Source organism: Bacteroides sp. Marseille-P8574 (assembly GCF_902825465.1).
In the GTDB taxonomy this organism is placed as follows: domain Bacteria; phylum Bacteroidota; class Bacteroidia; order Bacteroidales; family Bacteroidaceae; genus Bacteroides; species Bacteroides uniformis.
Genome location: NZ_CADEBE010000002.1, coordinates 1257622 through 1269982 on the forward strand (window position 1 = coordinate 1257622; position 12361 = coordinate 1269982).

9 protein-coding genes are annotated in these 12361 nt (G+C 45.6%); 2 read left to right on the forward strand and 7 right to left on the reverse strand.

The genetic code is table 11. The features are described 5' to 3' along the window. The first annotated feature begins 180 nt into the window (after positions 1-180). Positions 181-345, forward strand: a complete 165-nt coding sequence (locus HUX74_RS17900) for a helix-turn-helix domain-containing protein (RefSeq protein ID WP_081768158.1) — start codon at positions 181-183, stop codon at positions 343-345. Positions 346-348: 3 nt separating this feature from the next. Then, positions 349-651: a helix-turn-helix domain-containing protein gene (locus tag HUX74_RS17905; protein WP_002562202.1), complete on the forward strand. Its 303-nt coding sequence runs from the start codon at positions 349-351 to the stop codon at positions 649-651. Between the two features lie 65 nt (positions 652-716). Here the strand turns inward: HUX74_RS17905 and HUX74_RS17910 are convergent, their stop codons facing one another. From HUX74_RS17910 to HUX74_RS17940, 7 genes are all read right to left on the reverse strand, one after another. Beyond that, entirely contained in the window at positions 717-1946 is a 1230-nt protein-coding gene (locus tag HUX74_RS17910) for a site-specific integrase (RefSeq protein WP_174647143.1), read from the reverse strand. Positions 1947-2573: 627 nt separating this feature from the next. After that, entirely contained in the window at positions 2574-4136 is a 1563-nt protein-coding gene (locus HUX74_RS17915) for a RagB/SusD family nutrient uptake outer membrane protein (RefSeq protein WP_005827028.1), read from the reverse strand. A 21-nt stretch (positions 4137-4157) separates the two neighbouring features. Beyond that, positions 4158-7268, reverse strand: a complete 3111-nt coding sequence (locus HUX74_RS17920; protein ID WP_174647144.1) for a TonB-dependent receptor — start codon at positions 7266-7268, stop codon at positions 4158-4160. Positions 7269-7521: 253 nt separating this feature from the next. After that, on the reverse strand, positions 7522-9246 hold the full coding sequence (locus HUX74_RS17925; protein WP_117600062.1) for a glycosyl hydrolase family 18 protein: 1725 nt from the start codon (positions 9244-9246) through the stop codon (positions 7522-7524). Positions 9247-9261: 15 nt separating this feature from the next. Next, entirely contained in the window at positions 9262-10527 is a 1266-nt protein-coding gene (locus HUX74_RS17930) for an MFS transporter (protein WP_016272970.1), read from the reverse strand. Positions 10528-10580: 53 nt separating this feature from the next. After that, complete coding sequence (locus tag HUX74_RS17935) at positions 10581-11312, reverse strand: 6-phosphogluconolactonase (protein WP_057097540.1); 732 nt, start codon at positions 11310-11312, stop codon at positions 10581-10583. A gap of 22 nt (positions 11313-11334) precedes the next feature. Beyond that, entirely contained in the window at positions 11335-12276 is a 942-nt protein-coding gene (locus HUX74_RS17940) for an ROK family protein (RefSeq protein ID WP_117600061.1), read from the reverse strand. Positions 12277-12361: the final 85 nt, after the last annotated feature.

Genomic DNA, 12361 nt, shown 5'->3' on the forward strand with positions numbered 1-12361 from the left:
ATAGGATATAGGATATGCTTTACTTTGCCGCATATTCAGAAACTTAAAAAGAATTTTAGTATGGAACTGACGATTATTGAAACAAGCGCGTATCAGGAGTTGAGAAAACTGGTCAGTACGCTGGCCGTACAAATGAGTGACTTCCAGAAAAAGATTGCACCGCCTGCGCCGGACAAGTGAATGGATGCGCAGGACGTATGTCTGGCTTTGGGCATATCGAAACGGTGCCTGCAAAACTACCGGGACAACGGGCTAATCCCCCACTCGAACGTAGGGGGAAAATTCTTCTACCGGGAAACGGATATTCAGGAGATACTGGAAAACGGACTGTTCAAAAGGAAGTAAGATATGGCGGAGATTATCACAAGGGATTCGGAAGAGTTCAAGGAACTGGCCGGATGGATAAAAAAAGCGGGGAAAGCGGTGGAAGAGGCTACGGCACGGATACGCCCGACGGTTGCGGACGAGCATTACATGACGGGGGATGAGATATGCACCCTATTGCATATCTCACGACGGACGTTGCAGACGTTGAGAGATGAAAGGCTGGTGCCTTATACCACTATCGGGGGGAAACTGCTCTACCCGGAGAGTGCCCTATACGAAGTGTTGAAAAAGAATTACAGGGATTTCAGACGGTTCAGAAAATAGACAAGTAGGTAATAAAAAAGCGTCCTTCGGCCTATCGGCTTCCGGACGCTTTTTTTATTGTCGTGTTACATGGCAAGTTTGTAAACGTGACCGATTTTCTCGCAAATCCTGTCGGTGTCCTCGCCTACCTTCGGGTTAATCAGTTCGGCATAAACCTGCGTGGAGAGGATGGACTTATGCCCCAACACTTTCTGAAGGGTTTCCAACGGCATCCCCTTGAGTATGGCCAGAACGGCAAACGTGTGGCGTCCGATGTGCGGGGTGACCTCGACCCGGCAGTTGCATTTCCTGCCTATGATTCCAAGACTGAGCCGCATGGCATTGTATTCGCCTACCGGAAAGACACATTCGGGAGAGTCTTTCTTTTCATCCGTACCCCGGTATTTTTCAATCAGCTCGATGGCAATGGGCAACAATTTTACGACATACGCCACTCCCGTTTTTATACGGTTGCCCATCAGCCATGTACCGCCATCGGAGTCAGTATGAATATTATCGTAGGTTATAGTTTTCAGGTCTGCGTAGGAAAGACCGGTGAAACACATGAACAGGAACATGTCGCGCATGGCACGCTGGCGTTTGTATCTCAGTTCCAGACGGATTATCCTTTGCAGTTCCTCTTCGGAAAGGAAGGATCGCCTCTTGTATTCGGGCATACACTCGAATGATGCGAACGGATGAACTCGTATCCAGCCTTTTTCCTGCGCGATATACATCAGCCATTTCAAGGTATTGACGCGCCCGAAGGCAGTGGAGTTTGCCAAAGCACAGGTACCGAGCATCCAGTTGTAGTAATCCTCAATGAATGATTTTTCAAGTTCTTCGATAACAATATCCTCTGTATTCTTTTTGCTTTTCATAAAAAGCAGAAGGTTCTTGTAATCGGCAACCAGACCGCGATAAGTGCTTTCTGCTTTCTCTATGCCGATTTTCTTTTTATACGATTCCAACTGTTCCCTGAAAAGGTTCATAAGGGTATGGCATTCCTCTGAGAAACCGGCATAGCGGTTGTAGACTTTCTTAGCCGTGACAAAACTGTCGTGGTCGCAAATGTACTGGTAGTGTCTGGTAATTTGCGCCTTGATATTATCAAGCTCCTGATTGAGTGCACGGGCTTCTTCGGACTTGCCTCTGGCCCGGTTGGTTTTAACGTCCCACAAAGCGAGGGACACTTCTTTCTTACAACTGAAACCGGCTTGGGTTCCATTGATGGTGATACGGCCCATAATCGGTGCCTTTCCGTTTTTTACAGACTGTTTCTTTACGTAAAATAATACTTTGAATGTACTTTTCATAACTCAACTTTTTTAGTTACAAATTTAATTACTGCTGAGTTATTTATAGTTATGCAGAAGTGTGCAAATGATTGTAATATAATCCATTACGATTCCATTTGAGGCATTTGGAGTGAGTTACGATTTGGTAACGTAACTCCCGTCCAAATATGCTTTTTCTTGCTTCCTTTTCCGGCCTCGCTAAAAAAAGATGTTTTATAACCACTTGATTTTTAGCATGGTTACATTATCTTTGCGCATCGTATTGAAATATTGTGTTTTTCTATTAGAAACTAAAGGTTTCCCTCAATGAAACCAATTATTTTCCCAATCAAAACTTCTCGTATTTAGTCTCAAAACTAAAAGTTTCATGCTGAGAACTAAGACAATAGCCACTTTTAGATTCACCCAATAAATAGGAGGCATCATCTTTTAGAAAGATTGGAAAGCGTGATAGATGGTTGTAACGTTTTTTATCTGTCACGGGTATCTATCACGCTTTAATTGATTTATAATCAAAACAATACACCCATTTGCGTGATAGCATGACAGATGTTTTGCCAAAACAAACTTTGTGAAGGAACAAAAAATCCCCGATATTATTCACAAGGAAATACCGGGGACTCTTCAGAAAAAAACAATCAAAACTTATAACCAGCCAGGGTTCTGTGTCAAGCCACCTTTAGCTCTATCCATTTCCGACTGGTCAATCGGGAAGTACCTGAACTTCTCCGTCCAACCTTTATTACCTAAAATCTCTGTTCCTTTATCGAAACGCAGAATGTCAAACCAACGCTGCATTTCATCCATAAACTCATACCCACGCTCTTCAAAAAGAATATCCAACAACTCCTGCTTGCTCTTTCCCGCCAAGTTGATACGATGCTCTTTGTCTTTGAAAGCGCGGTCTCTGACCTGGTCGAACCAGCCTTGCGCATCGGCACTGGCAGTTCCGTTGATGCGTACATCAAGCTCCACAGCCAGCAGCAAAACATCGGCATAACGGTAAATACGCCAAGAGTTATAATAGTTATCCGTAGGGTTCACCGTAGACGTCGTCTCCTTTCTCGGATGAATCTTATAGTGCCCCAGGCCTTCGTAATTTTCCTGCTGGTCACTGACTTGGAAAGCACTTCCTGCCGGTAGTTCACCTTTGGCCACCATTTCTGCCACTTTTTTAGCCTCGTCCGCATAGACAATGACTGTTCCCTCACGGCGCGTATCACCTTCCTTAAACATGTTGTAAACAGTACTCGGCATGGTATTCTGCCCATAACCTTCGCCCAAGCCGCCCTGCTCGGCACTTCTCGGGTCAACAATGTTACGACCACCCAAAGAACGTGCAAGACCAAACCCTTCACCGGAGTTATTGCCGGCATAACATACCTCAAAGATAGATTCCGCACACCATTCTCCGTCTTTCACCCATAAGTTTTGATAATCAGGGTTCAACCGGTATCTTCCACTGGTGATTATTTCTTTCATGTCATTCAATGCCACCTGATATTTAGTCTCATCACGATGGAACAAAATAATTTTGGCACGAAGCAGCTTGGCAGCATCCCGGCAAACGCGTCCCTGCTGTGTAGCACTGCGCTGGGGCAGATACTTAGTCACTTCGTCATCCAAGTCACCCATCATAAACTCATAAATTTCTTCACGGGTTCCTTTGGCAACGCTATACATTTCACTGGCTGCCAGATAATGTTTGATAAGCGGGAATTGCTCATACCCCATAAACAGATGGTAATAGAAAATGGCACGGTAAAAGCGCGCTTCGGCAGAAATGGAATTGACAAAGTCTGCACTGAGGTTGCATCCGGCCAATTTGTCAATCAACAGATTGGCAGCAATGACTCCATTGAACAAGCCAAAATCCCACTCATTCCACCAAGAACCATATCCCCATGCACCGAAACAAGAAGTCGCGTCATAGGTAAAAGTATCCCATTTCGTCTTGTAAGACCCCTCACCGATACCACCACCGGTTTCGGACTCATCACCCAGCAAAGAAGAGTAAGACCAAACCTCCGGCATACGGGTCTGCATTTCATTCATCACGGCATACAAGCCCTTCATCATATCGTCTTCCGTCTTATAGAATTCGGTTTCTGACACCTGAGTTCTCGGATTCACTTCCAGAAAATCTGAACAAGCTGTGGTCGACAAAGCCATCGCACCCAAAGCCAATACCTTTAATATCTTATTCATTGTATCTAATTTTTAGGTTAATCAAAATGTAATATTCGCACCGATAGTATAAGTACGTGCTTGCGGATATGTTCCACCGTCGAATCCGTCGCGAGTACCCACTTCCGGATCATAACCGCTATAATTGGTGATTGTAAACAGATTCTCGCCCTGCACAAAGAAACGCAGTCCCTTGATGCCGACACGCTGCAACATCTGGCCGGGCAGACTGTAACCTATCTGCAACACTTTCAAACGCATATACGATCCATCTTCTACAAAGAAGTTTGAAACCTGATAGTTATTGTTGTCACCATCTATGATACGTGGTACCCAATTGGAAGTTCCTTCACCGTGCCAACGGTTCAACCAGGATTTGTCGTAGTTACCAAAAGTCACGTTGGAACGTCTGTACAGTTTATAAATATCGTTTCCGATACTTCCTTGAAAGAATGCACTGAAATCCAGCCCCTTCCAATCGGCAGAGAGCGTAAATCCATATGTCCAGTCGGGATTCGGCTTACCTATCATAGTACGGTCATCGCCATTAAGACCATTTTTACCGTCCAAATCTTTAAAACGGATATCTCCGGGCTTGGCATTCGGTTGTATCAACTGAGTCTTTCCGTTAGAATCTACGTAAGTATAGCTGTCTATCTCCTGCTGATTCTGGAAAATGCCATCATGCAAGTAACCGTAGAAGAAGCCGTACGGACGCCCGTTCTCTCTCCAACTGACCTGACCGCCCATACCACCACCGATATTATTGAGACCGACGCGGTCGGGGCCTTGGTCTGTTACGGTATTCTTCACATAAGAAGCATTTCCATTGATACCCAGATTCACTTCACCCACCTTAAAGCGATAGGACGCTTCGAACTCGATACCTTCGTTCTTCACTGTACCCGAATTGACCGTCATACTGCCATAACTGGTATAAAGAGGAATCGGCATGGAAAGCAGCATGTCCTTCGTCTTCTTCACGAAATAGTCGGCAGAGAATGTCAATGCACTGTTGAAGAAACGCAAGTCAATACCCAAGTCGGTCTGTTCGGAGGTCTCCCATTTCAAATCAGCATTGGCATAGCCACTGGGCAGCATGCCCGTATATACCTTTCCATTTATGACTGCATTCTTACCCTGACTCATCATACTTGTATAGGCAAAGGAGCCGATGCGTTCGTTACCGTTCTGTCCCCAGCTCAGACGTATCTTGGCAAAATCCAACCAGGAAGGTCTGTTCTCCATGAACTTCTCACGGGTCAACACCCAACCCAAAGAAACCGAAGGGAATGTAGCATACTGGTGGTCACGACTGAAGTTTGACGAACCGTCCCGTCTCACTACCGCTTCGAACAAATACTTTTCATCATAATTATAATTGATACGTCCGAATACGGATGCAATGCGGTGGTCTTCCGCCCCACCCCATACTTTGGACTGTTCTTCGGGTGCTGTGGCCGTGTCTATATATCCCTTGTCTATATCCACCACCAGCAGATTATAATCTTCCGCTTCCAAATTGGAGTAATGGTAGGAAGACATACTCGTACCGAACAGTGCACCTATATTATGACGGCCGAAAGACTTTGTATACGACAGTACATTTTCCCACTGCCAATAGGAAGACTCCCTTTTCTTATCCTCTACCTTGGAAGTGGCATTCTTACTGGTAGCATTCAGCTCGTAGACTGGAGTCACATTCTTAATGGAATTGAACACCCATTCCGCACCATAGGTAGTCTTGAACTTCAAACCCGGTAACAAGTCCACATCAAGGTTAAAGTTCGCACCGAAATTCTGAGGCATAGTCCTCTGGTTATGACTGACCTGCATGGCTGCCAGCGGATTGGTTATTTCACGCATCTCGATGATATTGTATGCCAGGCCGTTGGGAGCAATGACATGATTTGGATAAGTTACGGCATATTGCTCCAGTATAGCAGGGTCGGTCTGATAAACCGGTTCGGTAGGAGGCAACATATTCATGGAAGTAATCAAGCCTGCTGCTTCACTGTTGCCAATAGTATTACCTGTCTGGATTGACTTGGAATAGCTTGCAATTGCACCAAAACTAATCTTATTCAACCAATTTCGTGATTTCGTGTCCAGTAATACATTATTGTAATTCAAGCGTACATTGTAGCGTTCATAATCAGCATGTCCTTTAGCATAAATACCTTCTTGCTTTACATAACCGAAAGAAGCATAATAGGTAGAGTTGTCCGTACCGCCACTCAACGAAACCTTGTGGTTCATAATAGGAGCATTCTTGTTCTGCAGTTCCTTTTGCCAGTCGGTATTGACGCTGGAAACAGTCGGGAAATAAGGATCCTTACCTGCATTGGCAGCCATTTCATTCATCAACATCTGATAATCCGCACTACCCAGCAAATCCACCTTCTTGGAAGGATTCTGAATACCGTACGTAAATTCATAGTTCAAAGTAGCCTTTCCTTTAGTACCCTTCTTCGTAGTAATCAGTACAACACCATTAGCACCACGGGCTCCGTAAATAGCGGCGGAAGCTGCGTCTTTCAACACTTCAATAGACTCAATATCAGAAGGATTCAAATGACTGATACCACTTTCAGACGGCATGCCGTCTACTATATAAAGCGGATCGGAGTTGTTGACCGTACCGGTACCCCGAATACGAATCTTTGATTCCGCACCGGGCTGACCTGAATTAGAGATAATCTGTACACCGGAAACTTTACCTTTCAAAGCATTCTGAATATTTGTAGGATTACCTTTATCCAACTCTTCACTGGTAACACGGCTCACAGCAGACGAAAGTACACTCTTCTTTTGTACACCATAGCCTACTACAACTACCTCGTCCAGCAACTCAGAAGAATCAGTAAAACGGACTTTCAGATTTGTATCTGCAGCAGTCAGTTTATACTCAATAGGCTCATAACCGATAAAGGTGAAGACCAACACATCACCCACAGAAGCTTTCAGACTGAAATTCCCATCAATATCCGTCACAGTACCCACAGCCGGATTACTTTTCATACTGACATTAGCACCCGGAACCGTTTCTCCGGAAGGGTCATAAACGACACCCTGCACATTAATTTGTTGTGCGAAGAGCTGCAAAGTGCAACTGAGAATGCAAAGCAGCAAAAGGACTCTTTTTCTTTTCATGATAATAGTATTAGTTTATAAAATAGGAAGTTATTCATATTGTATTGATACAAATTCCAATACTTCGATAAGCGAAATTACGTACTAAACAAGAAATGGAAGTTGAATATTTCTCATAAGGAGTTCATTTACTAACACATCCATAAAAAACGTTTTATTTTAAACTTAAAGTGATAAAGTTTAAACCCATAAAAAAACGGATACGTTTCTGTACGTACCCGTTTTCTTCCAAATCCATTGATTATAAAAAGTATTACCTTTCTAAAGTCCAGTTAATGGCATTTCTGAACATGGTCGTAAACCCTTCCGTTTCGTACAACTTACTACTATGCCCTATCTGGAAATAAACATTGCGTGCCTTTTTGTTTTCATTGACCCAAACCACCGGATGATCGCCCATCTTGATGTCCGACGCAGGCGTGTAGCTCGACTCATCCACATTGGCCAGTACATGTACATTGGGACGCGGACTCTTGTCATAAATATACCACTCGTCATCGGGCACAACGAAAGAGGCCGGAACACCCTTCATTACCGGATGCTGCTCATCTTCTACAATCAGCGTACCGTCGGCCAGCGGAGCTATGTAATTCTTGAAACGCACGCCACCCATAAAATCAGAGAACCATTGCCACATGGGATAACCGTCAAACTCGCCCAGCAAAGTGGCATGATGGAAACCAATCCAGCCGCCATGCCCTTCTTCTATATACTTGACGAACGCATCTTCCGCTTCCTTCGGCCAAGTATAAGGCGGGAAATCCAATTGAATAACCAGGCTGAACTGCGACAAGTAAGCCTCCGTTATGTTCCTGGCATTGTTTATCTCGGTAATACTGAAATTCCCCTTTGCACCTTCGGCCGCCAACCACCTCAAACCGGCATCCGTAAATCCTCCGTGCTGTCCGCCACGTTCCGTCAACACCAGTACCTTCGCCTTGTGCGGCTTGCCCAACAGGTTTTCTGCTACTGTACGGCGCAAATCACCCTGCTCATTGTCTCCGCTATAATCCCAATACATGCCTCCCAGCAAATCTTTATCCAGAATATACTGACACTTGATGGCAAGTGAACGGGGATTCTCAAAACCAAATACCAACGTATCATTCTTATCGGCCAGATAAGGCACTTGAGCCACCTCATCCCACTTTTCAGTATATTGGGTATCCGTATTCCCTACCTTATTATAGTCTTGGAAGCTGGGATAACCGTCACCTCCACGACCATAGAAGGGCATACCCATCACCAGCTTGGAAGGCGGTACGCCCGCTTTCAAGTGTGCAGTAACGGCACCGTCCGAAGTAATGTCACCGCTATGTCCCGACGGATAAAGCGCCGAATGGTGCTTGGGAGCAGAAGCCATGTCATAAGCCATGATATTCACAAAATCGACGGAAGGCAAGATAGCCTTGAAGTCAATGTAACGGGCAGAAGCTACGGTGGCAAGTGTCAGTTCCTTTTCATTGCCGATGGCAGCTCTGATATCCTGCATCAGAAGTGTAAAATTCTCCGTATCGTCCGGTGACGAAGATATATTTGCCATAGAGCTGGTGGGATATTCCCAATCGATGTCAATGCCATCCAAAGCGAACTCCTTCACCACACGGGCACAGTCCGCGGCAAAAGCACGGCGATATTCATCATTGGCAGCCATCTCACTGAAACGTCCGCTTCCCCAGCCACCGATGGAAAGCAGCACTTTCAGTTCCGGCTTCTGTTTCCTCAAATCAACAATCTGTCTCAAACGTTCCTCATTATCAATCTTGACACCGTTAAAGCTCTCGTTTACATGACCGAACGCATAGTTGATATGCGTCATGTACTGCGGGTCGGGCATCACCTCACTCCACGAAGTAACATAAGCAACCACAACCTTCGAATCGCGGGAAGCCGCAACGACCTCTTCTCCCGGCTTAACGCTACCGCATGAAACCAATACGCCCAAAGCGGCAGCCATCATCATTCTAATTTTTTTCATAAGTACTATCTTTAATTACAAATTATCGCAGGTCTGACGGACCCGTGAACCTATCAATGCATAATACAGCATAAACGCTTCTCCAAAAAGAACGATGAACCATGACCATCTCCAGCCTCCAAGAACATCGGCAAGCACTCCTTGCAACAAGGGCAATATGGCACCGCCTACCACTCCAATCATGAACACACCCGAAGCCACCGAAGTGTATTTTCCCAAATGGGCAACGGACAAAGTAAAGATAGCTCCCCACATGATGGAATGGAACAGACCTACTGCCGTGAGCAGCCACGGATTATTCAGAAGAATGGCCAGTAGGGCGAGTAGTCCTGCCGATACCGTAGTAACCGTCAACTGCACGCGGGGAGAAATTCTGCTCAGGCTGCTCCCCACCAGGCGGCCCACAAGCATACCACCCCAATAGAGCGTAGCCATCAGTGCCGGAGAAGCATAATCCATCTCAATGGCGTACAGATTGATATTGGCTCCGATACAGACTTCCACTCCCACATAAAAGAAGATAGCCACTACCCCCAATGTCAGATGACGGAAGGACCATACACTTTTTTCCAGCTTCTCTCCCTTCTCTACCCTGGTTCCTTGGATATCGGGCAAAGACAATTTCATCAACAACAATACAATCAAAGAAATAACAGCCATCAAGGCAAGGAACGGAACCATCAGCTGGTCAATCTGAATGTCCTCCATAGACAGACCGCCAAACACGACACCAGTCACGAAATAAGGAGCAAGCGTAGTTCCCACAGAATTGGCAGAACCGCCTATAGCCAAACGCTGAATGGACTGGGTACCCTTGACATGGCAAGCCGTCAGATAAGGATTTATAACCACTTGCAGAATGGTAGCCGAAGCCCCTACCACGAAAGAACCCAGTAAGAAAATCAAGAACCCTCCAGGGATAACATTATTTCCTGCATGCCAATTCGCTTCAGGAAAGTGTACTGTGAAATAGGAAGAGGCAAAGAACAAACCAAGTCCCACAATCATCACCAGCAATCCACGCATCAATGTTCCTTTATATCCGTATTTGCTAATCCACGACGAGCCTACCCCTCCACAAACCGGATAAGCAAGGAACCAGGAGAAAGTAATCAAAGTAGCAAAAGTATTTTTCAACCCGCCCACTTCCGAAAGAAAAGTTTCTTTCAGAGGACCCTGAAACTGAGTATTGGCAGTCGTAAGGAAACCTACAATAAAGAACAAGAACACCATCGTGATGAAGGGCCCCATATAGTTTATTTGTTTTTCTTGTTGTGTCATAGTATTTTGATTATTAATTCAAATAATTAGTTATCAGTCGCCTGCAAGGCGACTTAGCAGTTAAGCATGCTTGCCGCCGCCTCATCCAGCAGAAATTCACAGTTGGGATGAAGCTGAAGGATGGAAGCAGGAACATCTGTTGTCACAGGCCCTTCAAGCATCCGCTTGACAATATCCGCTTTATTAGTCCCTTTGGCAACCAGTACAATCCGGCGTGCCTGCATAATGTTCTTTATTCCCAAAGTAGCCCCTCCCAACTCTTTATCGGGAGGAGTACCCGTTTCTCTACGGATGCGTTCTTCCAGTTCCACATTCATCCGGGTCACCCATGCTTCACCGCCAAAGGGAGATTCCGGCTGGTTGAACCCCAGGTGTCCATTCTCACCCAACCCTAAAATCAGCAAATCAATACCGCCACGGTTCGCAATTTTCTGCTGGAAATCCCTGCATGACTGTTCAAAATCACCAGAAATGGTAGGCAGCATCAAAAAATTCTCTTCCTTGATGCCCAATGTATCCATCAACTCCGTTTTCAGCATCGTGTAGCATGCTCCGGCATATTCGCGCGGCACATTCGTTACCTCATCCAATCCGAAGAAAGTAACGGTATCCACCTTAAACGGATATTTAGTATAGATTTCTCCCACCAACCGATGAAGATTGCCGGTAGTACGTCCCGTCGAAAGTCCTATCACACTCTCCGGTTCATTCAACATCTGCCCGATGATGCGCCATGCAGCCGTGCAGTCAAACTCCTTTTCATTCTTTGTTATTGTTATTTTCATATTCTTAATCATTAATTCCTAATCACATATTCATCGCCACCGCGCCGGCCCCCAGAAGCCCGATAAATCCGGGATTCAGTTTCGTAATGACAACCCCGTTGCTGACAAAACGCATGGTCGTAGGATGAAGTTTCTCCAGAATCTTCTCGTGCATATACCCGTCGGCCACAATGCCTCCACCCAACACCACCGTGTCCGGGTCAATCACACGTACCAGATTCATGATAAGATTGGCAAGCGCCTCAGCTGCATTCTCCACCAGCACCGTACAGAGAGGGTCACCTTTCTGACTAAGTGCAAACACCTCACTCACAATCACCCGTTCCCCTTTTTCAGCCGGAATATGCAGGCTGGTCTCATACTGGTTGCGGAGCAGACGGGCACAATTGTCAAAACCTATGCCGGCAGCAATCGCCTCCACACAGTCCATCCGTCCACAACCGCATTTAATGCCTATGTTCACACCTACACGCACGTGTCCCACTTCGCCGGCATTGAAATGGCTGCCACGGATTTGTCTCCCATTTATCACCGTACCCACGGCAATGCCTGTACCTACATTTATGTATATGAAGTTTTTGGAAATTTGTCCGAATCCCCAGACGCGTTCGGCTCTTGTAGCGCTCTTCACATCATTGTCTATATGGCAAGGCATGCCATATATATCCGACAGTTCCTTTGCCAACTCAATCCGCTGTGTCCTGCTCGGGTCAATCTGCAGCCAGACACCTTCGTTGGGATCTACACGCCCTATCAGCCCAACACCCATCGCTACCGGTTTCTGGTCATACCAGCCCACGGTACGGATATAATCATCGAGCGACGACTTGATGATTTCCAGCGCAGCCTGCTGATTAAAGTAACCGGAGTCATATTTCTTATACCTCAAAATGTTGCCACGGCTATCCATTTCGCCAATCAGCAACTTCGTGCCTCCTAAATCAAGACCTAAATACGTTTCCATTTTTTATATGCGTTTTTTAATATTGTTTACTGTCCACAATATTACGCACTATCAGGGAGACAAGGGTTTATTCTCTGACAAAAAA